General features: G+C 69.6%; 26 protein-coding genes. 19 read left to right on the forward strand and 7 right to left on the reverse strand.

Annotated elements, in window-relative coordinates; translation table 11 throughout:
• Positions 1-388 precede the first annotated feature (388 nt).
• Entirely contained in the window at positions 389-1,609 is a 1,221-nt protein-coding gene (gene ilvA / locus PHA29_RS01330) for a threonine ammonia-lyase (protein WP_270847659.1), read from the reverse strand.
• A 109-nt stretch (positions 1,610-1,718) separates the two neighbouring features.
• Between ilvA and PHA29_RS01335 the strand changes: the two genes are divergently transcribed.
• From PHA29_RS01335 to PHA29_RS01400, 14 genes are all read left to right on the forward strand, one after another.
• Entirely contained in the window at positions 1,719-2,555 is an 837-nt protein-coding gene (locus PHA29_RS01335) for an ABC transporter ATP-binding protein (RefSeq protein WP_270847661.1), read from the forward strand.
• 87 nt (positions 2,556-2,642) lie between these two features.
• Positions 2,643-3,113, forward strand: a complete 471-nt coding sequence (locus PHA29_RS01340) for a universal stress protein (protein WP_270847663.1) — start codon at positions 2,643-2,645, stop codon at positions 3,111-3,113.
• A gap of 112 nt (positions 3,114-3,225) precedes the next feature.
• On the forward strand, positions 3,226-3,582 hold the full coding sequence (locus tag PHA29_RS01345; RefSeq protein ID WP_270403630.1) for a desulfoferrodoxin family protein: 357 nt from the start codon (positions 3,226-3,228) through the stop codon (positions 3,580-3,582).
• 126 nt (positions 3,583-3,708) lie between these two features.
• Positions 3,709-5,700 carry an NAD(+) synthetase gene (locus PHA29_RS01350; protein ID WP_270847666.1) on the forward strand — a complete coding sequence of 664 codons (1,992 nt, stop codon included), beginning with the start codon at positions 3,709-3,711 and terminating at the stop codon, positions 5,698-5,700.
• 233 nt (positions 5,701-5,933) lie between these two features.
• Positions 5,934-6,458 carry a crossover junction endodeoxyribonuclease RuvC gene (ruvC, locus tag PHA29_RS01355; RefSeq protein WP_270403627.1) on the forward strand — a complete coding sequence of 175 codons (525 nt, stop codon included), beginning with the start codon at positions 5,934-5,936 and terminating at the stop codon, positions 6,456-6,458.
• The gene (ruvA, locus tag PHA29_RS01360; RefSeq protein WP_270847667.1) at positions 6,455-7,072 is read left to right on the forward strand and encodes a Holliday junction branch migration protein RuvA; all 618 of its coding nucleotides are present in this window, start codon (positions 6,455-6,457) and stop codon (positions 7,070-7,072) included. Before ruvC ends, ruvA begins: the two co-directional genes overlap by 4 nt.
• Positions 7,072-8,157: a Holliday junction branch migration DNA helicase RuvB gene (gene ruvB / locus PHA29_RS01365; RefSeq protein WP_270847670.1), complete on the forward strand. Its 1,086-nt coding sequence runs from the start codon at positions 7,072-7,074 to the stop codon at positions 8,155-8,157. Before ruvA ends, ruvB begins: the two co-directional genes overlap by 1 nt.
• Before the next feature lie 109 nt (positions 8,158-8,266).
• A complete protein-coding gene (locus PHA29_RS01370) occupies positions 8,267-9,934 on the forward strand; it encodes a formate--tetrahydrofolate ligase (RefSeq protein ID WP_270847671.1) in 1,668 nt (555 codons plus the stop codon).
• A gap of 392 nt (positions 9,935-10,326) precedes the next feature.
• Entirely contained in the window at positions 10,327-11,184 is an 858-nt protein-coding gene (gene folD / locus PHA29_RS01375; RefSeq protein ID WP_270847673.1) for a bifunctional methylenetetrahydrofolate dehydrogenase/methenyltetrahydrofolate cyclohydrolase FolD, read from the forward strand.
• Positions 11,185-11,291: 107 nt separating this feature from the next.
• Complete coding sequence (locus PHA29_RS01380) at positions 11,292-12,923, forward strand: C69 family dipeptidase (protein ID WP_270847675.1); 1,632 nt, start codon at positions 11,292-11,294, stop codon at positions 12,921-12,923.
• Between the two features lie 209 nt (positions 12,924-13,132).
• Positions 13,133-13,582: a hypothetical protein gene (locus PHA29_RS01385; RefSeq protein ID WP_270574254.1), complete on the forward strand. Its 450-nt coding sequence runs from the start codon at positions 13,133-13,135 to the stop codon at positions 13,580-13,582.
• A gap of 8 nt (positions 13,583-13,590) precedes the next feature.
• Complete coding sequence (locus PHA29_RS01390) at positions 13,591-15,357, forward strand: ABC1 kinase family protein (RefSeq protein ID WP_408612001.1); 1,767 nt, start codon at positions 13,591-13,593, stop codon at positions 15,355-15,357.
• Between the two features lie 236 nt (positions 15,358-15,593).
• Positions 15,594-16,157: a GNAT family N-acetyltransferase gene (locus PHA29_RS01395; protein WP_270847678.1), complete on the forward strand. Its 564-nt coding sequence runs from the start codon at positions 15,594-15,596 to the stop codon at positions 16,155-16,157.
• A 3-nt stretch (positions 16,158-16,160) separates the two neighbouring features.
• A complete protein-coding gene (locus tag PHA29_RS01400; protein ID WP_270403617.1) occupies positions 16,161-16,985 on the forward strand; it encodes a putative RNA methyltransferase in 825 nt (274 codons plus the stop codon).
• An 80-nt stretch (positions 16,986-17,065) separates the two neighbouring features.
• Here the strand turns inward: PHA29_RS01400 and PHA29_RS01405 are convergent, their stop codons facing one another.
• The gene (locus tag PHA29_RS01405) at positions 17,066-19,129 is read right to left on the reverse strand and encodes a class I tRNA ligase family protein (protein ID WP_270847680.1); all 2,064 of its coding nucleotides are present in this window, start codon (positions 19,127-19,129) and stop codon (positions 17,066-17,068) included.
• 190 nt (positions 19,130-19,319) lie between these two features.
• Here PHA29_RS01405 and PHA29_RS01410 point away from each other — a divergent pair, with 190 nt between their 5' ends.
• The 4 genes from PHA29_RS01410 (at position 19,320) to PHA29_RS01425 (ending at position 22,404) form a co-directional block, all read left to right on the forward strand.
• Complete coding sequence (locus tag PHA29_RS01410) at positions 19,320-20,099, forward strand: DUF3267 domain-containing protein (RefSeq protein WP_270847681.1); 780 nt, start codon at positions 19,320-19,322, stop codon at positions 20,097-20,099.
• Positions 20,096-20,683: an epoxyqueuosine reductase QueH gene (locus tag PHA29_RS01415; protein WP_270847682.1), complete on the forward strand. Its 588-nt coding sequence runs from the start codon at positions 20,096-20,098 to the stop codon at positions 20,681-20,683. Before PHA29_RS01410 ends, PHA29_RS01415 begins: the two co-directional genes overlap by 4 nt.
• Before the next feature lie 653 nt (positions 20,684-21,336).
• Entirely contained in the window at positions 21,337-21,729 is a 393-nt protein-coding gene (locus tag PHA29_RS01420) for a hypothetical protein (RefSeq protein WP_270847683.1), read from the forward strand.
• A gap of 3 nt (positions 21,730-21,732) precedes the next feature.
• Positions 21,733-22,404 carry an alpha/beta hydrolase-fold protein gene (locus tag PHA29_RS01425; protein WP_270403613.1) on the forward strand — a complete coding sequence of 224 codons (672 nt, stop codon included), beginning with the start codon at positions 21,733-21,735 and terminating at the stop codon, positions 22,402-22,404.
• Positions 22,405-22,412: 8 nt separating this feature from the next.
• On the opposite strand, the gene PHA29_RS01430 is transcribed toward PHA29_RS01425, so the two are convergent.
• The 3 genes from PHA29_RS01430 to PHA29_RS01440 form a co-directional block, all read right to left on the reverse strand.
• Positions 22,413-23,117, reverse strand: coding sequence for a DNA alkylation repair protein (locus PHA29_RS01430; RefSeq protein ID WP_270403612.1), 705 nt, complete (start codon positions 23,115-23,117; stop codon positions 22,413-22,415).
• A gap of 79 nt (positions 23,118-23,196) precedes the next feature.
• Complete coding sequence (locus PHA29_RS01435; RefSeq protein ID WP_270403611.1) at positions 23,197-23,559, reverse strand: DUF2200 domain-containing protein; 363 nt, start codon at positions 23,557-23,559, stop codon at positions 23,197-23,199.
• A 26-nt stretch (positions 23,560-23,585) separates the two neighbouring features.
• A complete protein-coding gene (locus PHA29_RS01440; protein ID WP_270403610.1) occupies positions 23,586-24,095 on the reverse strand; it encodes a hypothetical protein in 510 nt (169 codons plus the stop codon).
• A 264-nt stretch (positions 24,096-24,359) separates the two neighbouring features.
• Here PHA29_RS01440 and PHA29_RS01445 point away from each other — a divergent pair, with 264 nt between their 5' ends.
• The gene (locus PHA29_RS01445; RefSeq protein WP_270403609.1) at positions 24,360-24,965 is read left to right on the forward strand and encodes a helix-turn-helix domain-containing protein; all 606 of its coding nucleotides are present in this window, start codon (positions 24,360-24,362) and stop codon (positions 24,963-24,965) included.
• Positions 24,966-25,003: 38 nt separating this feature from the next.
• Here the strand turns inward: PHA29_RS01445 and PHA29_RS01450 are convergent, their stop codons facing one another.
• Both PHA29_RS01450 and PHA29_RS01455 read right to left on the reverse strand, forming a co-directional pair.
• Positions 25,004-25,423, reverse strand: a complete 420-nt coding sequence (locus tag PHA29_RS01450; protein WP_270403608.1) for a helix-turn-helix domain-containing protein — start codon at positions 25,421-25,423, stop codon at positions 25,004-25,006.
• 183 nt (positions 25,424-25,606) lie between these two features.
• The gene (locus tag PHA29_RS01455; protein WP_270847684.1) at positions 25,607-26,020 is read right to left on the reverse strand and encodes a hypothetical protein; all 414 of its coding nucleotides are present in this window, start codon (positions 26,018-26,020) and stop codon (positions 25,607-25,609) included.
• Positions 26,021-26,066: the final 46 nt, after the last annotated feature.

Raw genomic sequence — 26,066 nt, forward strand, 5'->3', positions numbered from 1 at the left:
GGCACGGCGGCTGCTCGATCGATGCCCGTGACGGGGGCGTCCGGCGCGGCGTAGTTGCGCGTGCCGCAGCGCCGGGGGTCTCCCGCGGCGGCATCGCGCGTTCAGCCGGGCTGCTCGAGGGTGTGTTCCCGACCGTCCGCCGCGGGTTCTCACGGTCCCCGCTCGCTGTGGCACGCACGTCCGGTACTCGCCCTGTCGTCGCATTTGCTGAGTTGCTTTACTATGCTACAGCACAGGGGCGAAGGGCAAGGGTCATCGTGCCCGGAGGCGCTTTAGTCGACGAAAGTTAACAATCGGCCGGCGAGCGGACGGCGGAATCCGCGCGCCGGCCCAGGGGTCCGGGCGTCCCGGCCGCGGTGCCCGCCCCGGCGGGCCCGTCGGCACTCGGCTACAGCATGGTCTGGCTCGCGTGCGGCTCGAAGCCCGCCTCGCGCAGCGCGTCGATGATCTGCGCCTTGTGCTCCGCGCCGTAGGCCTCGATGGTCACGCGCAGCTCCACCGCTGCGTTGCGGTTGGTGCTCACGAACTGGTTGTGCTCCAGCTTGATGACGTTGCCGTTGCGCTCCGCGATGGCGCTGGCCACCTTGACGAGCATGCCCGGGCGGTCGGGGAGCAGCACGCTCACCGTGAAGATGCGGTCGCGCTGGATGAGGCCGTGCTGCACCACGCTCGACATGGTGATGACGTCCATGTTGCCGCCGGACAGGATCGACACGACGCGCCTGTTCTCGGCGGGCAGATGCTTGAGCGCGGCCACGGTGAGCAGGCCGGAGTTCTCGACGATCATCTTGTGGTTCTCGACCATGTCGAGGAAGGCGACGATGAGCTCCTCGTCGGGCACGCGGATGACGCCGTCGAGGTTCTCCTGCAGGTAGGGGAAGACGGCGTCGCCGCATTCGAGCACCGCGGTGCCGTCGGCGATGGTGTTGGCGCTCGGCAGCTTGACGGGACGGCCGGCCTCGAGCGCCGCGGTGAGGCATGCCGCGCCCTCCGGCTCCACGCCGATCACGCGGATCTTGGGGTTGTAGAGCTTGGCGAAGGTGGACACGCCGCAGGCGAGGCCGCCGCCGCCCACGGGGACGAGGATCGTGTCGACGAGCGGGAGCTCCTGGATGATCTCCATGGCGATGGTGCCCTGGCCCGTGGCGACGACCGGGTCGTTGAAGGGGTGGATGAAGGTGTAGCCGTGCTCTGCCGCAAGCTCCAGGGCGTGCTCGCACGCCTCGTCGTAGACGTCCCCGTGCAGGACGACCTCGGCGCCGTAGCCCTTGGTGCGCTCCACCTTGATGAGCGGGGTGGTGGTGGGCATGACCACGACGGACTTGGCGCCGGCGCGCGTGGCGGCGAAGGCGACGCCCTGCGCGTGGTTGCCGGCGCTCGCCGTGATGATGCCGCGGCCGAGCTCCTCGGGCGTGAGGGTCGAGATCTTGTAGTAGGCGCCGCGCACCTTGTAGGCGCCCGTGCGCTGCATGTTCTCGGGTTTGAAGAAGACGCGGTTGCCGGTGAGCTGGCTGAAGTGGGGGCTCTCGACGAGCTCGGTCGTCTGCGTGACCTCGCGGACCTTCTCGGAGGCCTGCTCGAATGCGTCCAAGGTGAGCATCTCGGCCATGGTATGCGCCTTCTTTCGTGTGCGATCGCTCTTTCGTAGTAAAGTATCGTAGCAAAAACGCGCGGCGCCGTCGGCGTGCCCGCGCGACCGCGTTCGCAAGGAGGCCGCCATGGACACATCCGAGGAAAGCCGGGGCAGCGCCCAGCCGCCGCTGTTCTCCCTGCGCGACGCGCAGGTGGTGCGCGCGGGCCGCACCATCCTGTCGGTCGACCGCTTCGACCTGGCGGAGGGCGAGCACGTGGCCCTGCTCGGTCCCAACGGCGCCGGCAAGTCGACCTTCATCCAGCTGCTCACCCGCGAGGTCTTCCCCCTGCACCGCGAGGAGGCGCCGGTGCGCTTCCGCGGGCAGGCCCGGCCCCTGCTCTCCGACATCAAGAGCGCGCTCGGCATCGTAAGCGCCACCATGCACGACCAGGTGCGCGTCCACCTCCCGGTGGCGGACATCGTTTGCGGCGGCGCCTTCGGCACGCTGGGGCTGCCCCGCCACGTGGAGGCGACCGGCGACGTGCGCGCACGCGCCCTCGACGCGCTCGAGCGCCTGGGGATCGCCGAGCTCGCCGACCGCGACGTGATGACGCTGTCCACCGGTCAGGTCCGCCGCGTGCTCGTGGCGCGCGAGCTCATGAGCGACCCGCGGGCGCTCATCTTCGACGAGCCGTGCACGGGCCTCGACCCCGAGGGCATGTACCATGTGCGCGACACCATGCGGCTGCTCGCCGAGGAGGGCCGCTCGGTGGTGCTCGTCACCCATTACCCGGAGGACATCATCCCGGCCATCGAGCGGGTCCTGCTCATCAAGGACGCCGTGGTGTTCGCCGACGGCCCCAAGCGCGAGCTGCTCCGCGGCGAGACGATGTCCGACCTGTTCGGCGTGCCCCTGGAGGTCGACGAGCACGACGGGTGGTACGCCATGCGCGGCCGCTACGGAGCCGGTCAGGGGGCGTAAGCCGCCGGCGGCGGCATATGCGGCGCGCTGCGCCCCGGGCGGGTATAACGCCGGTGAGGCCGTATCCGCTCGAGGGAGGGAGCACCGATGTTGTTCAAGAACGTGCTGGTACCCTATGACGAGTCCGAACACGCGCGAAGCGCCCTGCACGTCGCGCTCGGCATGGTGGGGGATGACGGCGACGCCCGCGTGCACGTGGTCTCGGTCGTCTCGGTGGGGGCGGTCAGCGCGCCCTCGCTTTCCGGGGGAGCCTTCGACGACCCCTACGCGATGGGCGGCTTCGACTACGACGCGATGATGGGCGCGCTCGTCCAGCGCATGCGCACGGACATGGAGCGCGTCATCGCCGACGCCCGCGACGGCGCGGTGTGCCGGGTGGACGTGAACGCGGTCGTCGCTCCGTCGGCGGTCGAGGGGATCGCGGACTACGTGGAGAGCCACGGCATCGACCTCGTCGTCATGGGGCGCCGCGGGCTGGGCGCCCTGCGCGGCATGCTCGGCTCGGTGAGCTTCGGCGTGCTCCGCTCGGTCGACGTGCCCGTCCTGACGGTGAAGTAGCGCCGCCGCGCCCGTATCGTGGCGTTCGCGTGCAGACGGCCGCCGATGTTTGCCGACCTCGGCCGTGGGCATAATAGGCTCACGTACATACGCGACGAGAAGGGAAAGATACATGGCTACCTTCTATAAGAACGACGACACCTTCCTGGCCGGCATCTCCGGGGACGCCGCCCCCGCCGGCTTCGAGGCGCTCGATCCCAACACGGTCGACGCCGCGACCGAGAAGCACGTCCCCTACGTGGACGTCCAGCGCGACGGCCACATCATCCGCGTGCAGGTCGGCGAGGTGGAGCACCCCATGGAGGAGGCCCACTACATCGAGTGGGTCGCGCTCGAGGCCGACGACCGCCTCGAGGTCCATCACCTCAAGCCCGGCCAGACGCCCGTGACGTTTTTCGCCGGCGGCGTGAAGAGCGGTACGGTCTACGCGTACTGCAACCTGCACGGCCTGTGGAAGGCGACGTTCTAGGGACCGCCGGGGCCCGTTCGGGCACAGGGTTTCAGCAGGGGGCCGTCCGCGGATGCGGGCGGCCCCATCGCTGTCGAGGGGCCATGCCGCTATGATGGGGTGTGGACGACCATGGGAGGGACGAGCATGAAACTTGCGCTTGCGCAGATAGACCTGCGCCTGGGCGATCTGGAGGGCGCCCGCGCCCGCATCGCCGACCAGGCCCGGCTCGCCGCCGCCCAGGGGACGGACCTGCTGTGCACCCCCGCCCCGCTGTTCGCGGGCATGCAGCCGACCGCGCTGGTCGGCTATCCCAACTACGAGCACGCCCTGCTGCGCTGCCTGCGCGACCTGGCGCGGGAGACCGCGCACGCCGGCGCGGCGCTGCTGGTCCCCGCCGTGGTGCCGCTCGAGGGCTTCCCCCTCATGGAGGCCTTCCTGCTGCGCGAGGGGCGCTGCATCCCGCTGCGGGCGATGGCGATGGCGCGCTCCGGCCGCATGGACGCCTCCGCGTGGGAGCCGCCCGTGTTCGACGTCGCCGGGACGCGCGTCGCGGCGGTGTTCGACGCCGCCCCCGACGCCCGCCGCATCCCGCGCGGCTGCGACGTGGCGGTCCTGTTCCAGACCTCCGGTTTCTGCGCGTCCGACGGCGCGACGCACGGGGCCGCCGGCGTCGCGGACGGGCATTTCGCCGACGAGGCCGTACGGGCGGGCTCCTGGCTGGCCTACATGGCCCCCGTGGGCGCCTTCGACGAGACGGTCTTCGCCGGCGCGTCCTTCGTCATGGACGACGCCGGCTCCGTCGTGGCCGCCGCCCCCGCCTTCGAGGAGGACCTGCTCGTGTGCGAGGTGCGCCGCGGCACGGCCTCGCACGCCCTCGACGCCCGGGACCTTCCCCGCTACGAGCGCGACGAATGGCTGTGGGAGGCGCTGCGCCTGTACGTGCGCGACACGGTCGAGGCGCGCGGGCGCTCCTGCGCGGCGCTGCCCCTGGAAGGGGACCTGCCCTCCTCGCTGCTCGCCGCGCTCGCCGTGGACGCGCTGGGGTCGCGCAACGTGGTGGGGGTGCTCTGCGCCCGCAGCGACGTGTTCACCCCGCGCCAGGAGGAGCTCGAGCGGCGCCGCGTCGAGCGCGTGCGCGAGCTCGCGTCCAACCTCAACATGCGCCTGGTCGAGCGCGACCAGGGCGACGCCTCGCGCCGCATGGACCGCGACGTCCCGTCGCGCGACGGCGCGGGCCTGCGGGCGGGGATCGACGCGCTGTGCGTGGCCGACGTCGCGCACGGGCTCGACGCGTGCATCCTGTCGCCGCTGACCAAGACCGACGCCGCCCTCGCCCCCGGCGCGGCCCTCGTGTCGGGCGCGGCGCTGGCTGACGCGGCGCCGTTCGGCGACATCTACCTCACCGCGCTCGAGTTCCTCGCGCGGCACCGCAACGCCCTCGCGCCGGCGCTTCCCGCGGGCCTCGTCTCGCTCGCCGCGGTCGAGGAGCGCCTGTCCTCCATCCTGGCGGCTGCGGTGGCCTCCCGGCCCGCCGACGCCGCATGGACGGGCAGGATGGCGGCGCTGCTCGCCGGGCTCGAGCCCGCGCAGGTCGACGGCGCGCTCGAGGCGCACGTGGACCGCGACCGCCCCTTCGAGGAGGCCCCGCTCTCCGCGCGCTCGCCGGAGGCCGCGGCGGTCCTGCTCATGCTCGTGCGCCGCGGGGAGGCCCGCCGCCGCTCGCTGCCCCCCGCGCCCATGGTCTCCGCGCGCCCCTTCGCCGAGCGCGCCTGGCCGGCCTCGCTGGCCTGGTCCGACCTGGGGCGCGACGGCGAGGAGCCCGAGCGCCTGGCCGACCTGGTCGAGGAGGAGTCCCATCGGATCGAGGAACTCGGCGCCGAGCACGGCCAGCGCGTCCGCGGCGAGATCCTCGGGCTGCTGGGAAGCCTGCTCGGGCTCACCCCCGAGCAGCAGGCCGAGCTGGCGAGCGAGGAGGGCCAGCGCCGGATGCGCGAGAGCGCGGAGCGCTTCGAGAGCCAGCTGCGCCAGGCGCTCTCGTCGGGCGACGACGCCGGGGAGGAGCCCGAGGAGCCGTTTGCCGGCCAGGGGCATCCGACGGCCCTGCCGGGGCGCTTCCCGTTCTTCTCGCAGAACTGACGCGTTCAGCGCCCGCGCCGGCCCCCGCCCCTTCGCGGCGGGCCCCCGGCGGCGGGACGCCTTCAGCGCCGCCTGCTCGGCGCATCAGGCGCGCCGGCCCCTCCGACGCAGCCGCCTTCCCCGCCCGCCGTGCCCGTGCGACCCGTCCCGTGGCGCCGTTCTCCGCGACCTCGGGCCTCCGGTATGGTATAGTTTAGAACAGATGTTCGAGATTCACCCGGAGGGGAGGGAGCATGGTCATCCTGGGTATCGACCCCGGTCTCGCGAACACCGGCTGGGGCATCGTCGAGGAGCGCCGCGGCGAGGTCCGCTGCCGCGCCTACGGCTGCATCCAGACCTCCTCCGGGAGCGACCTCGCCGTCCGCCTCCGGCACATCGCGGACGACCTCACGGCCGTCGTGGAGCGCTACCGCCCCCAGGAGGCGGCATGCGAGGGCATCTATTTCGGGGCCAACGTGCGCTCCGCCATCCCGACCGCGCACGCGCGCGGCGCGGCGCTGGTGGCGGTGTCGCTCGCCGGCGTCGAGGTGGGCGAGTACACGCCCATGCAGATCAAGCAGTCCGTGGTGGGCACGGGCGCCGCGGACAAGGGCCAGGTCATCTACATGGTGCGCAACCTGCTGCATCTCGACCACGACCCCAGGCCCGACCACGCGGCGGACGCGCTCGCCTGCGCGATCTGCCACGCCAACTCGCGCCGCACCGCGGCGCTGTCGGGCTGGGAGTACGTCCAGGAGAGGGGAAACGGCTACTCATGATCACCTTGCTACACGGGACCCTCGTCGAGGCCTCGCCGAGCGCCGCGGTGCTCGATGTGGGCGGCGTCGGCTTCGAGCTCGGCATCTCCGGGACCACGGCGGCCTCGCTGCCCGTCCCGGGGTCGGACTGCCGGCTGTTCTGCCGGCTGCAGGTGCGCGAGGACGCCCTCACCCTGTTCGGCTTCGCCTCCAAGGAGGAGCGCACCATGTTCGACCGGCTCGTCGCCGTCTCGAGCGTGGGGCCGCGCCTGGCGCTCGCCGTGCTCACCACGTTCACGGTGGGGCAGCTCTACACCGTGGTGATGGCGGAGGACGCCAAGGGCATGGCGACCGTGCCCGGCGTGGGCAAGAAGACCGCCCAACGTCTGATCTTGGAACTCAAGAGCGTCTTCGCCAAGGACCGCGGGCTCCTCGCCGCCGAGGTCCCCTCCGCAGGGCAGCTCCCGCTCGGCGCGGAGCCCGCCTCGAGCGCGGTCGACGACGCCCGCGCCGCCCTGCTCTCCATGGGCTTCAGCCCGCAGGAGGCCGAGCTCGCCCTCGACGGGCTCGACGGCGCGCAGCGCGTGGAGGACCTGCTGGCGTCCGCGCTCAAGCGCATCGGGATGGAGGCATGATGTGGGAAGCCGATGACTCCGTCGACCTGTGGGCGGACGCCGCCCCCGCCCGCGGGGGCGCGCCGCATGCCGGCGAGCGCGAGGCGGGGCGGTTCGTCACGGGGGACCTCACCTCGGAGGACCTCGACGTCGAGCGCACCCTGCGCCCGCAGCGCCTGGACGACTACTGCGGCCAGGACCATATCAAGCAGAGCCTGCGCATCCTCATCCAGGCGGCCCAGTCGCGCGGCGAGTGCCTGGACCACGTGATCTTCTCCGGCCCCCCGGGCCTCGGGAAGACGACGCTCGCCGCGGTCGTGGCCAACGAGATGGGGGCGCAGATCAGGACGACCTCGGGTCCCGCCATCGCCCGGACCGGCGACCTCGCGGCCATTCTCACCAACCTGCAGGCCGGGGACGTGCTGTTCATCGACGAGATCCACCGCCTGAACCGCCAGGTCGAGGAGATCCTGTACCCCGCGATGGAGGACTTCGCGCTCGACATCGTGATCGGCAAGGGCCCCGCCGCCCGCTCCATCAGGCTCGACATCCCCCGCTTCACCCTGATCGGCGCCACCACCCGCTCGGGCATGCTCACCGGCCCTTTGCGCGACCGCTTCGGCATCTCGTTCCGCCTGGACTACTACTCCGTGGCGGACCTCGCCGACATCGTCATCCGCTCGGCGACGATCCTCGGCGTCCAGATCGACCACGACTCGGCCTGCGAGATCGCCTCCCGCTCGCGCGGGACGCCGCGCCTCGCGAACCGCCTCCTGAAGCGCGTGCGCGATTACGCCCAGGTGCGCGGGGGAGGGCGGATCGACGAGGCGATCACCCGCGAGGCGCTCGAGTTCTTCGAGATCGACGAGCTCGGTCTGGACTGGATGGACATCCGGATCCTGGAGACCCTCGTCAAGACCTTCCGGGGGCGCCCCGTCGGCCTCACCACGCTCGCGAGCGCGGTGGGGGAGGACCCCAACACGATGGAGGACGTCTACGAGCCCTACCTGCTGCAGCGCGGACTGATCGTGCGCACGCCGCAGGGGCGCGTGGCGACCGCCGTGGCCTTCGACCACCTGGGTATCGAGCCGCCGTCGGGCGTCTGACCGGCGCCTTCACCGTCGCGTAACCGGTCGCGGAGCGTCCGGGGCCCGGCGGGGCGGTTCGTTGTATGCTGTAACGGTCCTCGTCCCGCGCGTCGCATCGGAGGTACGCATGCTGTCAGACATCGAGATCGCCCATTCCGTCACGCCGCTTCCCATCCTCGACATCGCCCGCGAGGCGGGCGTCGATGAGAAGTACCTCGTCCCGTACGGCTTCGACAAGGCCAAGGTCGACTACTCCCTGCTGAGCGAGCCGACCGACCACCGGGCCAAGCTCGTGCTCGTGACCGCCATCAACCCCACCCCCGCGGGCGAGGGCAAGACCACGACCACCATCGGCCTGGCCGACGGCCTGCGCCGCCGCGGCATCAAGAGCACCGTCGCGCTGCGCGAGCCCTCGCTCGGCCCCGTGTTCGGCGTCAAGGGCGGCGCCGCGGGCGGCGGCTGGGCGCAGGTCATCCCCATGGAGGATATCAACCTGCACTTCACCGGAGACTTCCACGCCATCGGCGCGGCGAACAACCTGCTGGCCGCCATGCTGGACAACCATATCCAGCAGGGCAACGAGCTGGGCATCGACACCAAGCGCATCACGTGGAAGCGCGCCGTCGACATGAACGACCGCCAGCTGCGCCACATCGTGGACGGCCTGGGCGGCCGCGCGCAGGGCGTGCCGCGCGAGGACGGCTTCGACATCACCGTCGCGTCGGAGATCATGGCGATCTTCTGCCTGTCCACCTCCATCTCCGACCTCAAGCAGCGCCTGGGCGAGATCGTGGTCGGCTACACCTACGACGGCCGCCCGGTGCGCGCCTCCGAGCTCAAGGCGCAGGGCGCCATGGCGGCGCTCCTGAAGGACGCGCTCAAGCCCAACCTGGTCCAGACGCTCGAGCACACGCCGGCCTTCGTGCACGGCGGCCCGTTCGCCAACATCGCCCACGGCTGCAACTCCATCATGGCCACCCGCATGGCCATGCGCTTCGGGGACATCGCCATCACCGAGGCGGGCTTCGGCGCGGATCTGGGCGCGGAGAAGTTCCTCGACATCAAGTGCCGCATGACGGGGCTCGTCCCCGACGCCGTGGTCATCGTGGCCACCGCCCGCGCGCTCAAGTACAACGGCGGCGTGGCGAAGGCGGACCTCAACGAGGAGAACCTCGAGGCGCTGCGCGCCGGCCTGCCCAACCTGCTGCGTCACGTGGACAACATCCAGAACGTCTACGGCCTGCCGTGCGTCGTGGCCATCAACCGCTTCCCGTCCGACACCGAGGCCGAGCTCGCCCTCATCGAGGAGGAGTGCGAGAAGCTCGGCGTGAACGTCAAGCTCTCCGAGGTCTGGGCGAAGGGCGGCGAGGGCGCGCTCGAGCTCGCCGACGAGGTCTTGCGCCTGGTGGACGAGCCGAGCGACTTCCGCTTCTCCTACGAGGACGGCACCGATATCGCCGAGGCCATCGAGGCCGTGGCGACCAAGGTCTACCGCGCCGACGGCGTGGACTTCACGCCCGCGGCGAAGCGTCAGCTCGCCCAGCTGCGCGAGAACGGCTTCGGCAACCTGCCGGTCTGCATCGCCAAGACCCAGTACTCCTTCACCGACCAGGACAAGCTGCTCGGCGCGCCCGAGGGCTTCCGCATCACGGTGCGCGAGCTCAAGGTGTCCGCGGGCGCCCGCTTCGTGGTCGCGCTCACCGGCAGCGTGCTGACCATGCCCGGCCTGCCCAAGCATCCGGCGGCCGAGAACATCGACGTCGACGATAACGGCGTGATCAGCGGCCTGTTCTAAGCCATTTTGTCCTCACGGTCGGGGTCCCCATCCCCGGGGGCGTGGTCCTCGGCGCTTGCGCGCCTGCGGGAAACGCCCCCGGGGATGGGGACCCCGACCTGACGGCCCGGTGCCGCTTCGCTGCCGGCTTCTGCGCGGTGCGTGCCTTCGGGCCTGGGTGGGGAGCGGTCCCCGGCGCTCGCGCGCCTGCGGGAAACGCCCTCGGGGAAGGGCTCCGACCTGTCTTCGGTTCCGCTTCGCTGCCGGCATCTGCGCGGTGCGGATGCCCATGGGTATCGGGCGGACGTGTTTCCGGTTTGTGACGGTTCCCCGGGGGACCGGTTGCCGGTGGCGGGCGGGGCTGCTGCGGTGTAGCCTAGTGAGCGTTTCGCCCGACGACGAAAGGATGGCCCGTGGCGACGATTATCGATGGCAAGGCGCTGGCGGCGCGGATGCGCGAGCGCGCGGCGGCCGATGTCGCCTTCCTGGCGGAGCGCGGCATCTCGTGCGGGCTCGCCGTGGTGCTCGTGGGCGACGACCAGGCGTCGGCGACCTACGTCCGCTCCAAGCTGCGCGACTGCGAGCAGTGCGGCATCCGCTCGTTCGACTGCAAGCTCCCCGCCGACACGCCCCAGGACGAGCTCATGGCGCTCATCGCCGAGCTGAACGCCGACCCGGAGGTGACGGGCATCCTCGTGCAGATGCCGCTGCCCTCCCATCTGGACACCGAGGCCGTCGTGCTCGCGGTGGACCCCGAGAAGGACGTCGACGGCTTCCACCCCCTCAACATGGGAAGGCTCGTGCGCGACCTGCCGGGCCTGCGCCCCTGCACGCCCGCCGGCATCATGGAGATGCTCGACGCCTACGGCATCGACCCCGCGGGGAAGAACGCCGTGATCGTGGGGCGCTCCTCGATCGTGGGCAAGCCGATGTCGCTCATGCTGCTCTCCCGCAACGCCACCATCTCCGTCGCCCACTCCCACACCGATCCGCGCGAGCTTGCGCGGATCTGCCAGAGCGCCGACATCCTCGTCGCCGCCTGCGGCGTCCCCAAGATGATCAAGGGGCCCTGGGTGAAGCCGGGTGCCACGGTGATCGACGTGGGCATGGACCGCGACGAGGAGGGGAGGCTCTGCGGCGACGTCGACTTCGCCTCCGCTGAGGCCGTCGCCGGGGCCATCACGCCGGTGCCCGGCGGCGTGGGCCCCATGACGCGCGCCATGCTCATGACGAACGTCGTCATGGCGGCGCGCCTGCAGCACGGGCTGTAGGCGCCGGGGCGCAGCGCCCCCGCGGCGTGTCAATGTCCGCACGGCGCGCTACACTGTGGTCGTTCGGCAGTCGATAAGCCGGGGCGTCCCGGCGCGAAGGAGGCACCATGCCCTGCACGACCATCCTGGTGGGCAAGCGCGCGAGCTACGACGGGTCCACGATCGTCGCCCGCAACGAGGACTCCCCGGGCGGGCAGTTCGAACCCAAGCGCATGGCGGTGGTGGAGCCCGCCGACCAGCCGCGCACCTACACGGCCACCGAGTCGCACCTCACCATCGGGCTGCCGGACGACCCCATGCGCTACAGCTCGGTGCCCGACGCGCTGCCCGGCCACGGCATCTGGGCCGCCGCCGGCTTCAACGAGGCCAACGTGGGCATGTCGGCGACCGAGACCATCACGAGCAACGAGCGCGTGCTGGGCGCCGACCCGCTCGTGGAGTACGTGCCCGCCCGCGGCACCGAGGGCGAGGAGGGCTACGTGCCCGCGACCCCCGGCGGGCTCGGCGAGGAGGACTTCGTCACCGTCGTGCTGCCCTACGTCCGCACCGCCCGCGAGGGCGTGGAGCGCCTGGGCGCGCTGCTCGAGCGCTACGGCACCTACGAGATGAACGGCATCGCCTTCTCCGATGCCGATGAGATCTGGTGGCTCGAGACCGTCGGCGGCCATCATTGGATCGCCAAGCGCGTGCCCGACGACGCCTACGTCACCATGCCGAACCAGCTCGGCATCGACTACTTCGACCTGGCGGACGCCGAGGGCGACCAGGTCGAGCACATGGCGAGCGCCGACCTGCGTGCGTGGATGGAGGCCAACCACCTGAACCTCACCATGCTCGCGCCGCATGTGGTCGATGACGCGCTGGACGATATCTGCGACGAGCTGGCCGACACGCTGTTCGACGCCGACGACGACATGCTCGACGACCTCGACGGATTCATGGACGACGTCCGCGAGGGCCTGCTCGCGGGCGACATCTTCAACCCGCGCGAGGCCTTCGGCTCCCATTCGGACTCCGACCATGTCTACAACACGCCGCGCGCCTGGTACATGCAGCGTTTCCTGAACCCGTCCGACGGCTGGGACGGTCCGAACGCGAGCTTCCATCCCGAGTCCGACGACATCCCCTGGTGCCGCGTGCCGGAGCGCAAGATCACGATCGAGGACGTGAAGTACGTGCTGTCCGCCCACTACCAGGGCACGCCGTTCGACCCGTACGGCCGCGACGGCTCCGCGGCGACCCGCGGCGCCTACCGGCCCATCGGCATCAACCGCAACGGGCAGCTCGCCGTGCTGCAGATCCGCCCCTACTGCGACCATGCGCACGCCTGCATCCAGTGGATGGCGTTCGGGTCCAACCCCTTCAACGCCCTCGTCCCCCTCTACGCCAACGTGCACGCCATGCCCGCCTACCTGGAGAACACCCCGGCCGTCGTGACGACCGACAGCTTCTACTGGGCCAACCGCCTCATCGGGGCGCTCGCCGACGCGCGCTTCCACGACAACTCCGCCCATATCGAGCGCTACCGGGAGAAGGTCGGCGCCGCCGGGCACCGCATGCTGCGGGAGACCGACGCCGAGGTCGCCGGGCTCGCCCCCGAGGAGGTCCCGGCCGCCCTCGAGCGCGCCAACGCGCGGATGGCCGAGCTGCTCCGGCGCGAGACCGACGACCTGCTGGGGAAGGTCCTCCACACCACGAGCCTTGCGATGAGGAACGCCTTCTCCATGTCCGATAACTGAGGGCGCGGCCCTGCCGCCCGTGCTTCGTCTGCCCGGACGGTTCCCCCGCGCCCCCATGCGGGGGTGCGGGGCCGGGACGGGTCCCGGCGCCCTTCCCCGGGCCGGTCGGTCCTCCCGGATCCGCGGCCCCGCGCCGCAGGGCGGGCGGTTTGGGTACAAGGACTGAATAGGTGCGCGGGGCGCCCCGCGCTAGACGACAGGAGGAACACATGGCCACGCGATTCGAGGACCTCGTCAACAACATGGTGAACATCGGGTTCGGAGCCGCCGCGCTCACTGCCGAGAAGGGCAAGGAGGTGCTCGACAGCCTCTCCGCCAAGGGCGAGGAGGTCCGTCACGACCCGTCGACCCCCGATTTCGCGCGGTCGATGTCGGACGTGTTCGAGCGCGCCGGCGGCGCCTTCACCGACGTCACCGACCGCCTGGGCACCCAGGGCGAGTCGGTCGCCGAGCGGATCTTGGACGAGCTCATCGTCGCGCGCGTCCGCCCGATGACCAAGGCCGAGCGCACGGGCTTCCTGGCCCACGTGCGCGACATCGTCGATTCCGCCGACGACGCCACGGTGAGCGTGAAGGTCGAGGCCGTGGAGGTCGACGGGGACGCCGAGGCCGAAGGGGACGCCCCGGCCGCAGACGGCGGCGAGCAGACGGAGGAGTAGCGTCCGCCATGGCAGCGCAGTCCGGCAAGAGCCCGCGGTGGGAGCCGCTCGACCCCGATGACACCATCGTCTTCGCCGACGAGGAGCAGATGGCCGCGCGCGGCTTCCACCGCCGCCCGCGCGCCGTGGACGACGTCCCCGAGGGGCCCGAGGTCATGGCCCCCTCCGAGGAGTTCCAGCTCACCGCGAAGGGGCGCCGCAGGCGCATGGGCGAGATCTTCACCCTGGTGCGCAAGTACGAGGTGTGGAACGACATCACGCCGGTCCGCCTGCGCTGCCTGCTCGAGGAGCTCGGCCCCATGTTCGTCAAGATGGGGCAGATCCTCGCCAACCGCTCCGAGATCCTGCCCCAGCGCTTCTGCGACGAGCTGCGCCGCCTGCGGACCGACGTCGAGCCGGTGCCCTTCTGGGTGGTCCGCGACTGCCTGCAGGCGGAGTACGGGCGCAAGGTCTCCGAGGTGTTCGAGTGGATCGACCGCAAGCCGCTCGGCAGCGCGTCGCTCGCCCAGGTGCACCGCGCCAAGCTGCTCTCCGGGGAGGAGGTCGCCGTCAAGGTCCAGCGCCCCGGCGCGCAGCAGGTGATGGCGCAGGACATCGACATCATCCGGTCGCTCGTGCGCACCGCCTCGCGCTTCGTCCGGACCGATCAGTTCGTGGACCTCCAGGGCGTGGTCGAGGAGCTGTGGCAGTCCTTCCGCGAGGAGACGAACTTCCTCATGGAGGCGCGCAACCTCGACGACTTCTACCTCTACCACAAGCGGACGCGGGGGATCTCGTGCCCCCGGTCCTACCCGGAGTACTGCACCGAGCACATCGTGGTCATGGACTACGTCGAGGGCATCTCGATCGCCGACCCCGCCCGGTTGCGGGAGGCGGGCTACGACCTGGAGAAGATCGGCGCCCGCATCGTCGAGGACTACGCGACCCAGGTGCTCGACGATGGGTTCTTCCACGCGGACCCGCACGCGGGTAACATCATCGTGAAGGACGACGTCGTCTACTTCATCGACCTCGGCATGGTGGGGCGCATGTCGAGCCACGACCGCGCCATCGTGAAGGACATGATCTTCTCCGTGGCGGAGAACGACGTGCCCAAGCTCAAGGACTCCCTCATGCGCTTCGCCGTGACGCGCGGCGACTCCTCCGAGCTCGACCATTCGACGTTTCTGTCCGACCTCGACTTCATCGTGGCCGATTTCGCCGGCCTGAACCTCAAGGACTTGGATATCGGCGAGTTCCTGACCTCGCTCGTGAGCCTCGCGCGCAAGAACGACGTCGAGCTGCCGAGCGTGGTGACGATGTTCGCGCGCGGCATGGTGACCCTCGAGGGCCTGCTGACCGAGTACATGCCCGAGGTCAACATGGTCCAGATCATCTCCGCGCACATCAAGAACGAGAAGAGCAGCTTCGCCCGCGCCTCCGAGACCGCCGAGGAGCTCGCGGGCGCCTCGATGCGCGCCCTCAAGGGGCATCTGGAGATGGCCGAGCAGCTGGGCCTGGCGTCGCGCATGCTCACCCGCGGGCAGCTGAAGGTGAACATGCAGGTCCTCGGATCGGAGCGGGTGCTGCGCCGCGTGGGCGGCATCGTGGACCGCCTGTCCATGTCCATCGTCATCGCGGGCCTGTTCATCGGCTCGTCGGTGGTCTACTACGCCAAGATCGAGCCGGTCATCTTCGGCATCCCCGTCATCGGCTTTCTGGGGTACTTCTGCGCCCTCGTGCTCGCGCTCATGCTGGGGCGCGAGATCTGGCGGAACTCGCACGGCAAGCGCTGACGCCGTCCCGCGCCCGTGACGGGCGCGTTTCCCCGAACCGCCTCGCGACAGCGTCCGCCCTCGCTGCGAGACGGCTGCTAACATAGGCATCTACCTGCGGATCAGATGCCTTCTGTGCTCTTTCTGAAGGGGTCGCGGCGCCTCGGTGCCTCTGCCATAATCTGTTCCCGCCCGGTGCCCGCGCGCCGGGCTCTTCTGCGTCGCACTGCATCTCGCCCGTGGATGGGGGTACCGATATGACCGATTCGCTGACCATGCGTCTGGCGCGCCCCGCCGAGGACGCGCGCGTGACGGAGATCCTCGAGGACGGCAAACGCTCGATCGCCCGGTTCGGCATCGCGCAGTGGCAGAACGGTTACCCCGGCATCGAGTCGGTCCGCGCCGACATCGCGCGCGGGGCCTGCTATGTCGCCGAGGACGCGGACGGGGTCCTTCTGGGCACCCTCGCGCTGCTCGACGGCATCGACGCCGAGTACTGCCGGGCGCAGGTGCCCTGGCTGACAGAGAACCCCTTCGAGGGGGAGGATGCCGAGCTCGCGCGCTACCTCGCCATCCATCGCTGCGCCACGGCCGCGGCCGCCCTGAAGCGGGGGGTCATGGGCTTCATGTTCGCGCGCTCGGAGGAGATCGCCCGCGCGCAGGGGAAGGCGAGCATCCGCATCGACACCCATCCGGGCAACCGCGCCATGCGCGCCTTCCTGTCCAAGCTGGGCTACACCGAGCTCGGCGTGTTCGACCTCACGCAGAAGGGGGCCGCGGAGACCGACCTCACCCGCATCGCCTTCGAGAAGCTGGTGTAGGCGATGAACCCCGCACGCATCGAGAAGTTCGCGCGGGTCGCCGACGCGCTGCGCTGCCCGCTGTGCGGCGAGCCGATGGCCCTGCGGGGGCGGAGCCTGCGCTGCGGGCGCGGCCACAGCTTCGACGTCTCCGCCAAGGGGTACGTGAACCTGATGCGCCGCGCGGTCCGCGACGACTACGATGCGGGCTTCTTCGAGGCGCGCTCGCGCATCCTCGAGGCGGGGTTCTACCGCCATGTGCTCGACGCCCTCCTGGAGGCCCTCGACGGCGCGGCGCCCGCGGGGCCGGTGCTCGATGCGGGCTGCGGGGAGGGCTACTACGCGAAGGCGCTGGACCTGCGCGCGGACGTCCCCGTCATCGGCCTCGACACCTCGCGCGACGCGATCGCGCGCGCGGCGCGCGGGGGCAACGGCGTGTGCTGGCTCGTCTCGGACGTGGCGAACCTCCCTGTGCGCGACCGCGCCCTCGGCTGCATCCTGAACATCTTCACACCGGCGAACTACGCCGAGTTCACACGCGCGCTCGCCGGGGGAGGCCGTCTCGTCAAGATCGTCCCCGGCCCGCTTCACCTCCGCGAGCTGCGCGAGCTCGCGGGCGACCGCCTGCGGCACGCGACCCACTCCAACCGGCGGGTCGTCGAGCATCTGGAGCGGCATATGGTCCTCGAGCGGCGCCTGCGCGCCCGCGCGACCTACGAGGTGGCGCCCGATCAGGTCGACGACCTCCTGCGCATGACGCCGCTGATGTTCGGCGTCGACACCGATGCGCTCCCGCGCGACCGGGTCCGCAGCGTCACGGTGGACGCGGAGCTGCTCGTCGCGCGCTGAGCCCTTCGCGCCCCGTGCGGGGCCGGGCGCATGCGCGCGCCCGGCCGGGGTCGATGCTGCCGGCCCCGGCCGCAGGCGGCCTAGGCCTGGCTCGGGTGCTTCTCGAAGAAGTCGAAGCGCGGCGGCAGCGGTTTCACCGCGTGCGCGCCGGGCTGCTCGCCCAGGCTCGCCACGAGCTCGTCGCAGGTGTCGAAGATGTGCTCCCACGAGAAGAAGACGGACGGGTCGATGGCGAAGTGCTCGCAGATGAGCTCGCAGCCGACCGGCACGATGCCGTGCATGAGGACGGTCGCCACGCGCAGCTCGTGGAAGGCGTCGACGAGCGCCTGCTTCATCGCGGCGTTGTCCCCGGCGTTCTTGGCGGCCTTGCTCGCGTCGCTCCAGCGCTTGTTCGCGGCGCGCAGGTACTCGTCGCACACGCCGAGGGCGTGGTGGAACTCGAAGGTGTGCATGGCCCGCTCGAAGGCCAGGACTGCCTGCTCGGACGCCTCGACGACGCGGGCGTCGGGGGCGCCTGCGGGGATGCAGCCGGTCCGGTGCGCCGCATCGTCGCCCTCCTTCACGGCCACGCCGTAGAAGCAGGAGCGCGCCAGGCGGTTGAACACGCCGGTGAGCAGCGCGCCCTCCTTCAGGACGGGGTCGATGACGCGCTTGTCGTCGCGGGCGAGCAGCGGCGTGCCGTCGGCGTTCCTGCCGGTCTCGCGCGTGTCGTACGCCTTGGGGCTGAAGGAGACGGGCTTCTCGCCCAGGCCGAGCGACAGGAAGTGCGCGCGCAGCTGCTCGGCGGTGTAGTGCTCCAGGAGCTCCGAGGCGGGCGGCGGCGGGGTCTGGGAGCTGGAGCTCGCCTTCTTGCCCATGTAGAGCACGTGGTAGTTGGCCACGAGCGTGCTCTGCCGCATATGGCAGCCGAGCGCCTCCCACAGGGCCGTCTGCGCGATGCCGTAGAAGTAGATGTTGTCCTGGCCGATGAACTGGTAGGCGTGGGCGTCCTCGCTGCACCACCAGTCATGCCAGTCGAGGCTCGCGTAGCGGTCGGCGCGGCCCGTGCGCTCGGCCTCGGCCAGCACGGTGCGCGTGAAGCTGATGGGCGCCCAGAGGCTCTCGGGCCACACCCAGCAGGTGAGGCCGGAGCAGCCGCACGCGTCGGGCACGGGCACGCCCCATTCGATGTTGCCGGTGATGCGGAAGGGGACGAGCGCCTTGCCGGAGCGGAAGCGCACCCCTTCCGCGGCGAGCACCTCGTGCGCCGCGTCGCGCTCCTCCCAGCTGGGGAACGTGACGGTGAACGAGCTCTTGGTGCCCTCGGGCTCGGTCACGGTATGGGCGGGCAGCCGGTCCTCGATGGCGCCGAAGGCCTCGCGGAACTTGTTCTGGATGTAGATCTGCGCGGGGAGCAGCCACTCCTCCATGGTCTTGGACACCACGGGGCGCACCGTCTCGTCCGCCTCGAGCTTCGCGGTGTAGTCCTTCAGGAAGTCGAGGTAGGCGGGCAGGTCGAAGTAGATGTTGTCGACCGGGCGCAGCTCGGGGGTCTCGCCGGTGAGGGCGGACTTGGGCGCGATGAGCTCCTCGGGCTCGTACTGATGGCCGAGGTCGCACTCGTCGGCGTAGGCCTTTTCGGACTTGCAGCCCTGGATGGGGCAGCGCCCGACGACCTGGCGGCCGTTCAGGAACTGGCCGGCTTTCGCATCGTAGAACTGCTTGGTCGCGCGCTTATGGAGCACGCCGCGCTCGCTCAGGCGCTCGATGATCTCCGCGGTCGTCCGGTTGTGGATGGGCGCCGCGGGCGGCAGCGCGGACCCGCCGAACAGGTCGAGCTCGATCTCGAAGCCGTCGATCGCGGACTGCTGCAGGTCGTGGTTGGCCTGCACGTAGTCGGTGAGCGTGCAGTCGGTGCCGCAGGACTCGCGCAGCTTGCGATGGCCCTCCATGATGGGGGAGCCGTAGCAGTCGGTGCCCGAGACGAAGATCACGTTCCGCTCGCCGAGGCGGTCGCGCAGGAAGCGGGCGAAGAAGTCGGCCGGGACGAACACGCCGCCCACGTGGCCGAAGTGCAGGTTCTTGTTGCCGTAGGGCATGCCCGCGGTGACGACGGCGCGGTGCGGCCACGCGGGGCGGGAGTCTTTGCTGAGCTTGGCAGCCATGGGGAAGCTCCTGGTCTTGCAGGTGGGTATCGGCGCGCTGCGGCTCGGCCGCGATGCGCAGCCCAACATTATCGCACAAGGCGCGCCGCCCTGCGCGCCGCGGCGGGGCCGGGGCGCGGGCTTCCGAGGACGGGCCGTGACGGTCGCGCGCACGGCGGCCGCCGCCCCGCGCATGCGGTATCCTTGTGCCATGATCGAGATCGGTGGCATACGAACGTTCGAGGACCGCGCCTTCCAGGAGCGCATGGTCCGCATGTCCGCGGCGGTGCTGGTCGCCGGGGCGGTGCTCGGGGCGGCGTGGTTCGCCGCGGGCATGCCGGACCGGCTGGGCCTGCCGCCCTGCGAACTCGCCGGGGTCCTGTCCGGCGGCGCCGGACCGCGCATCGCCGGGCTCCCGCCGTTCGTGTGGTGGCTCGCCCTGCTCGCGACGGGGAGCCTCGCCTCGCTGGCGCTCCACGAGGCGGTGCACGCCGTGTTCTTCAAGGCCTTCGCCCCGCCGGGCGCCCGGGTGACCTTCGGGGCCAACTGGGGTGCCGGCATGCTCTACGCCTGCGCGGAGGGCGTCGTCTACACCCGCGGGCAGTACCTGGCGATCGCGCTCGCCCCCAGCCTCGCGGTGAGCGCGGCGGCGTTCGCGCTCGGCATGGCGAGCGGGTGGCCGCTTCTGTGGTACGCCGTCGCGGTGCTGCATCTCACGGGGTGCACGGGCGATTGGGGCTACGTGCGCGCCATCAGGTCGAACCGCTCGATCGCCTACTGCGAGGACACCGATTGGGGCGTGTGCTTCTACGCCGAGGGCGGCTCGGCGGGCGATGCCCCGGCCCCCGGTGGCGGCGCCGGGGCCGGTGCGCCTGCCCGCCGCGACGCCGGAGCCGGCGGGGACGCCCTCGCCGAGGGCGGCGCCGGGGCCGGTGCGCCCTCGAAGGAAGCGGGCCGCCCCGATGCGGTCCCGGAATGGAGGCGCCCATGACCCGCCTGCTGCTGCACGCCTGCTGCGCACCCTGTTCGCTCGAGCCGGTGCGCCTGCTCGCCGAGGAGGGCTTCGAGCCCGTCATCTGCTGGACGAATCCCAACATCCAACCGGTCGCCGAGCACGACCGCCGCTTGGCCGAGCTCAGGCGCTGGTGCGCCGACCAGGACATCCCGCTCATCGAGGCGGGGGAGGACCGCCGGGCCTGGGAGCGCGGCGTCGCGCCGATCGGGGCGCGCGACCGGCTCCGCCGCTGCCGCGCCTGCTACGCCCTGCGCCTGGCGGAGGCGTGCCGCGTCGCCTCGGAGCAGGGGATCGGCCATATCGCCACCACCCTCGCCGTATCGCCCTACCAGCTGTTCGACACCTGCAACGAGGTGCTCGGACGCCTGGCGGCGGCCCGCGGCCTCACGCCGGTCGTCCGCGATTTCCGCCCGTGGTACCCCGAGGCGACGCGGCGCTCCCGCGAGCTGGGCATGTACCGGCAGAACTACTGCGGCTGCCGGTTTTCCGCCGCCGAGGCCGCGCTCGACCGCGCCCGCCTGCGCGACGAGCGCCGCGCCGCGAAGCACCGGGAGGATTAGGACGCTGCCGCTCAGTCGCCTTGAGCGGCTGTGACACATGAGAATCGGTCTGTCTCGCGCGATATGCAAGCGCAGGCGAATCTGTCCCAGTTTTATTCATGCGCGAATGCCGGGGAAACGTTCCCTGCGGCCGATATGGCACAAAATGAACGGTTGCTGACCGCATTGCCGCGTGGGATGTCCCGGGCGCGTGCGCCGAAGGTGTCAGATGCCCTGTAGGGGCTCGGCAGCCGGAAAGCGAAGTGCCTGCGGCACGAACACCCTTCGACATATACTCGTGAGTTGTCCAAACCGGACTACAAACCGGACCGCAGCCGGACAAATCGGACTGTATAGTGTTAAGGCGCAGGGCCCGGCTTTCAGTAATCGTTCGGCTATGACCAGCATGGGCAAAACGAGCGACGAAAGGATGCGTCGGAGCCGATTGGCTCGCTGTGACGCGTGCATGTCGGGGCTGTCCCGGTGCATTGTTGCCGCTTAGGGTCCATGTGGCGTGTTTCGCGATTGTTCCGTCTTTTCCGATTTTGTCGGCGCCTGCTCGAACACGCCTGTTCGTGGGTATAGGTGATGCAACGATAGCCAACTTGCCCGTGCGGAGATATGCCATGAATCGGAGAAAAGATCGCCCCTCTTCCAACCAAGGACGTGCCGGCGTGCCGGTTCCGATGGGCAGAAGGGTCGTGGGTGCGGCACAGATGTCCGCCGGCGCAGCCCTTGCCATCGCAGGCATTCCCCTGTGCGTGCTGCCAGGGCCGGGTATCGCCGCAATTGCGGGCGGCGCCGCTTTGGCGAGCAAGGGGCAGCGAAACTTTTCCGGACGTGCCGCGACTCGTCCTGAGGAGCGCCTCGACAGCACCGCCGAGAAAATGGCTGCGGCGGCAAAGGAGCAGACGGTAAAGGCGGCGCGCGCCGCCGCTCGCAAGGCACCGGAGGCTGCCTATGCGGTTGCTGCGGCAGCGGGGCGCGGGCTTGCCGGTGCGGCAAAGGCTGGCGGCAAGACTGCCGCCAGCGCCGTGCGAGCTGCACGGATGCGGGCGAGAGGATAGCAAATGGGTTACATCGACATCACGGGCGTCGAGGTCTACCGCGGTAGCGCGGGAGACACCTCGCCGGTCATCTACGTTATCGATTCCCCTGAGCATCCCGCCGGTTTGGCGGCCATGGCGACCGGTCGCGCAGCGACGGTCGTGGGCGTGCCCGTCCGCACGTGGAGCGCTGCCCTTACTCCCTGGGAGGCAGCGCCGCTGCGCCGCGGGACCCCGCGCTTCGCCGGCGATGCCGCGGCGACCTTGGCCGAGTTGCGGGAGACCGTGGTGCCGCTCGTCGAGGCGCAGACGGGCGCTCGCCGCCCCGCGCACCGTGCTATTTGCGGTTATTCGCTCGGCGGCCTGTTCGCGCTGTATGCGTTCACGCATGACCGCATCTTCTCGGCATGCGCCTGTCTGTCGGGCTCGCTGTGGTACGAGGGCTGGGTCGACTATCTGCGCGAGCTCCCGTTCGAAGGGGCCGGGAAATACGCCTTCTTCTCGCTGGGCAAAAAGGAGCCCAAGGCGGGCGCGCCCATCATGCACAGCGTACTGGACAACATGGGGCAGTGCGCCGACATCTTGCGCGATCGGGGCTGCGAGGTGGCGTGCTCGATCGGTCCGGGCAATCACATGCAACACCATCGCGAGCGGTTCGAGACCGGGCTTGCCGCGCTCGAATCGTTTTTGGCGTAGCCGTCCCGCTAGACCTTGAGCGACTGCAGGTAGGCCTTCTGCTCAGTGGAGATGCGACGGCTCTCGCGCGCCTTTTGGAGCGCCTTGTTATGCGTCCAGGCATCGAGGGCGATCGGCCTTTGTTCAAAGAGCGGCAGCGTCGCGCAGGGCTGTTTGATGAGCGCGAACGAAAAGTACCAAGCACGTGCCATGTTGATGTAGTACTCGGGGCGATCGATGGCGGCGATAAGGTCGAGCTGCCCGGGATCGAACGCGTCATCCAAGAAGAGTGTCATGAGCTGGACCACGCCGAAGCGCACCGTGTATTCGTGCTCGGCGGCGATCCATAAACGGATTTTGCCGAGCACCGCAGGCAGGTCGTGCTTGAAGGCGGGAACGCGGATGAGGTCGCAGGTCGCCCAGTTGTCGACAAAGGGGAGAAAGGCGTCGAGCAGAGTAAACGCCTCCTCGGGTGTCTGCGCCACCCGTCCGATGAGCTCGCCGTGCAGATTGTTCTCGTCGTACGTCGCATGGGGAAGCGCGTTGAGAAACGCATGCGCCTCGTCTGCGCGCTCGCGGACGAGCCGCTTGGCGTACGCGCGAAGCGCCGGCGTGCGCACGCCGAGGATGCGCGCGGCGTCGACGGTGGGTACGAGCTTGGCCTGGAACGACCGGTATGCCGGGTCGGCAATCGCCTCGAGTTCACGTTCGATTCGAATCGGTGCGTCGGACATCTTCACCTTCTCCTTGCGGCACGTCGGGCCGAATCCATGTTCGTTGCGGCAGCTTGAGCGGAAGGCAGTCTTGACGATGTCACGACTCCGGGGGCTGGCGCAAAATCGTTTCTATCGCGCGTCCGCGCGCGAGCTCGTCGACGAGCTTGTCGAGATAGCGGGCGTTCTGCTCAACGGGATTCTCTATGGTCGCCACGTCGATGCCGCAAATCTTGCCGGTGATGAGCGTGCGGTTGGGATTCAGACAGGGTGCCTCAGCAAAGAAGGTCTCGTAGGTCACATCGCGCGCAAGCTGGCGTTCGAGGTCGTCGCGGCTGTAGCCGGTGAGCCAGCAGGTGACGGTATCGACGTCCTCGCGCGTGCGGCCCTTGCGCTCAGCTTTCTGCACGAGCAGGGGATAGATTTGGGTGAATGAGAGCTGGGCGATGGGCTTGCGAGGCATGATGGTCTCCTGTTGCCGCGGGGTTGTCATTCGGCAAGCGCGCGCAGCACGTCAGCGGTGTCGGCAGATGTGTCGAGATGGAGTATGAGATCGAGGGGCGTTACCGTGAGGGTCACCACGTTCGAGTCCCGATAGGTGATGACCTCGAGGATTTGGATCTCCTCAGCGTCGGCGGCATCCTCGCCGAGTTTCACGGTCGTCGGCTGCCAGACCTCAATCAGGTACTCCTCGGCGTTCTCCGGTTTCGAGGTCAGGCCGTTTTCCGAGCTGAACGGTGCGAACGCAGCCTCAATCGTTGGCTGGTCGGTGACCTCGGCGACCACATCGCCCGTGGCGGCATCGCGTACCACAGCGCGGCTGAGCTTATCCCATTCGACGCCTTGGAGCTGATCGGCGGCTTCCACGGCGTTTTCGACAAGGTCGGTGAGTGAGTCGACGGGGCTATCCGTCGTGTCGCCAACTATGTCGAAGCAGCCCGACAAGGGGAGGGTGAGCGCCGCTGCGAGCATGCCAGCGGCGATGATGCGAGCTTTCATAGCCGGTGCCTTTCTAAGTGCCGTGGGATGAACGGGGTGCCCTTGCTGATTTGAGGCAAAGTGTACCCAACGTCGTACGTTGGCGACGGCGGCATGCGCAATCCGGCACGCATGGTCGGCGGGCGGACGCGATGCGCGGGTAGGCGAATCGCGATACGGGCGACTCTACGGTCCGTAGGTGGCGCGCTGCCAATCGACCGGGCATACTGGGGCACGAATGGATGACGCGGCGCATGAGACGCCAGCTGAAAGAAGAGTGCCCCCATGGCATCGTATCTGACCGCCGAGGCCATCAAGACCCTGCGCGAGCAGCGCGGGCTCACCCAGCGTGCACTTGCCGACGCCGTCGGCGTGACGGATAAGGCGGTATCCAAATGGGAATCCGGGCGAGGGCTGCCCGATATCTCGCTCGTAGAGCCGCTGTCCGCGGCACTCGGTGTCTCGGTTGCTGAATTGCTGACAGGCGATGTGCGCCAAAACGCCAACCGGGCGGCGAACCTCATGCGCTCCAAGTTCTACGTATGCCCCGTGTGCGGTAACGTGATTTATGCGCTGGGCGAAGGGTCGTTTTCGTGCTGCGGCGTGCAGCTGGTGCCCTGCGAGGCGGAGGAGCCGGATGAGGCCCATGCGATCGCGGTGGAGCGCATCGAGGACGAGTGGTACATCACGCTCGACCATCCCATGACCAAAGATCACCACATCAGCTTCATCGCCTACGTGAGCACGGGCGGCATCACGCTTGTGAAACTCTATCCGGAGCAGGATGCCGCCGCGCGCATTCGCATGGGGATGTCAGGCACGATCTTTGCGTACTGCAATCGGCATGGGCTGTTCCGCGTCCGCACGCCGCGGCGCGAGCGCCTTGCGTGACAAGATGGTGCCGGGTGCAAACTCGTCGGGGCAACGTGTCACATGTCCGTCTCGTCGGTGTGGGACAGCTGAACGAGCGCTAGGCAGGCAAGGCCGATGCCGAGCAGGCAGAACGCATGACGAGGCTCGATCTCGTCCATGATGGTGAGGGCGGTGACGCCGACGCCCATGGCGAGTGCGACGGCCTTGAGCACGAGTTCGACGAGGGCGGGGACCTTCGCGGTCGAGGCCTTGGGTTCCTCCTGCGCGGCGCTCTTTACTTCAAGCAGCTCGTCGACGGAGGTGCCGAGTACCTCTGCCAGCTTGGGCAGCGAGGCGACGTCCGGAAACGAGAGGTCGCGTTCCCACTTGGAGACGGCCTTGTCGGTCACGCCCATCTGGCGGGCGAGTTCAAGCTGCGTCATGCCTTTCTGCTTGCGAAGGGCGGCGATGGTGGCGCCAAAGCTCTGTGCGGTCATGATCGGTCCTTTCCCGGTGGCGTGTGTGGCGAGCCCATCGTTTCATAGGAGGGCAGCGCGCTCAACCGACAGCTGGTTTAGTTTGCTCGACCGCCAGTAGAGTCCCAGTTGAGCGGCAAGATGGTGCTAGGTACAAACCTGTCGCTTGGAATTACGTCAGACGTCATTTCACATCGGGTCGCATCAGCGTCGGCTATCCCGGAATCGCCGTAGCGCCCACCCGCAGGCAAGGCCGATTGCGCCGGGTGCGAGGCCCGTAAAGAAAGCCGCAAGACCGACAGGCGCGATGTTTGCGAGCCCCAGGGCGGAAGACAAGCTGAACGTGAGCAACAGGGCGGCGACGTAGAGCGACGCATCGGCAAGCGGTGCGAGGAGGCGCTCCTTTCCAAGTTCTGCGCGCCAGCCCGCGAGCGCGCAGGCAACGGCGGAGGCTGCAGGCAGCGTGATGTAGTACACGAGCAACGTGTAGGCGAAGATTCCACCGCCAGAAAACGGTATGCCCAGCCAGAACCAGAGGATGCATGCCAGCCAAAGGAGCAGATAGATGGCGGCTGCAACCGACAGTGCCCGTCCGGCGCGATCAATCCACATCCGCATCTCGGTCACCTCCTGAGCGCATACTCATTTGGAGGATACCCCGTCC

This window comes from Candidatus Collinsella stercoripullorum (assembly GCF_027669965.1).
Lineage (GTDB): Bacteria > Actinomycetota > Coriobacteriia > Coriobacteriales > Coriobacteriaceae > Collinsella > Collinsella stercoripullorum.

Excerpts from the sequence above, each read along its gene's own strand:
- ilvA (WP_270847659.1), bottom strand. The coding sequence starts at position 1,609 with ATGGCCGAGATGCTCACCTTGGACGCATTCGAGCAGGCCTCCGAGAAG.
- PHA29_RS01335 (WP_270847661.1), top strand. The coding sequence starts at position 1,719 with ATGGACACATCCGAGGAAAGCCGGGGCAGCGCCCAGCCGCCGCTGTTC.
- PHA29_RS01340 (WP_270847663.1), top strand. The coding sequence starts at position 2,643 with ATGTTGTTCAAGAACGTGCTGGTACCCTATGACGAGTCCGAACACGCG.
- PHA29_RS01345 (WP_270403630.1), top strand. The coding sequence starts at position 3,226 with ATGGCTACCTTCTATAAGAACGACGACACCTTCCTGGCCGGCATCTCC.
- PHA29_RS01350 (WP_270847666.1), top strand. The coding sequence starts at position 3,709 with ATGAAACTTGCGCTTGCGCAGATAGACCTGCGCCTGGGCGATCTGGAG.
- ruvC (WP_270403627.1), top strand. The coding sequence starts at position 5,934 with ATGGTCATCCTGGGTATCGACCCCGGTCTCGCGAACACCGGCTGGGGC.
- ruvA (WP_270847667.1), top strand. The coding sequence starts at position 6,455 with ATGATCACCTTGCTACACGGGACCCTCGTCGAGGCCTCGCCGAGCGCC.
- ruvB (WP_270847670.1), top strand. The coding sequence starts at position 7,072 with ATGTGGGAAGCCGATGACTCCGTCGACCTGTGGGCGGACGCCGCCCCC.
- PHA29_RS01370 (WP_270847671.1), top strand. The coding sequence starts at position 8,267 with ATGCTGTCAGACATCGAGATCGCCCATTCCGTCACGCCGCTTCCCATC.
- PHA29_RS01380 (WP_270847675.1), top strand. The coding sequence starts at position 11,292 with ATGCCCTGCACGACCATCCTGGTGGGCAAGCGCGCGAGCTACGACGGG.
- PHA29_RS01385 (WP_270574254.1), top strand. The coding sequence starts at position 13,133 with ATGGCCACGCGATTCGAGGACCTCGTCAACAACATGGTGAACATCGGG.
- PHA29_RS01390 (WP_408612001.1), top strand. The coding sequence starts at position 13,591 with ATGGCAGCGCAGTCCGGCAAGAGCCCGCGGTGGGAGCCGCTCGACCCC.
- PHA29_RS01395 (WP_270847678.1), top strand. The coding sequence starts at position 15,594 with ATGACCGATTCGCTGACCATGCGTCTGGCGCGCCCCGCCGAGGACGCG.
- PHA29_RS01400 (WP_270403617.1), top strand. The coding sequence starts at position 16,161 with ATGAACCCCGCACGCATCGAGAAGTTCGCGCGGGTCGCCGACGCGCTG.
- PHA29_RS01405 (WP_270847680.1), bottom strand. The coding sequence starts at position 19,129 with ATGGCTGCCAAGCTCAGCAAAGACTCCCGCCCCGCGTGGCCGCACCGC.
- PHA29_RS01410 (WP_270847681.1), top strand. The coding sequence starts at position 19,320 with ATGATCGAGATCGGTGGCATACGAACGTTCGAGGACCGCGCCTTCCAG.
- PHA29_RS01415 (WP_270847682.1), top strand. The coding sequence starts at position 20,096 with ATGACCCGCCTGCTGCTGCACGCCTGCTGCGCACCCTGTTCGCTCGAG.
- PHA29_RS01425 (WP_270403613.1), top strand. The coding sequence starts at position 21,733 with ATGGGTTACATCGACATCACGGGCGTCGAGGTCTACCGCGGTAGCGCG.
- PHA29_RS01430 (WP_270403612.1), bottom strand. The coding sequence starts at position 23,117 with ATGTCCGACGCACCGATTCGAATCGAACGTGAACTCGAGGCGATTGCC.
- PHA29_RS01435 (WP_270403611.1), bottom strand. The coding sequence starts at position 23,559 with ATGCCTCGCAAGCCCATCGCCCAGCTCTCATTCACCCAAATCTATCCC.
- PHA29_RS01440 (WP_270403610.1), bottom strand. The coding sequence starts at position 24,095 with ATGAAAGCTCGCATCATCGCCGCTGGCATGCTCGCAGCGGCGCTCACC.
- PHA29_RS01445 (WP_270403609.1), top strand. The coding sequence starts at position 24,360 with ATGGCATCGTATCTGACCGCCGAGGCCATCAAGACCCTGCGCGAGCAG.
- PHA29_RS01450 (WP_270403608.1), bottom strand. The coding sequence starts at position 25,423 with ATGACCGCACAGAGCTTTGGCGCCACCATCGCCGCCCTTCGCAAGCAG.
- PHA29_RS01455 (WP_270847684.1), bottom strand. The coding sequence starts at position 26,020 with ATGCGGATGTGGATTGATCGCGCCGGACGGGCACTGTCGGTTGCAGCC.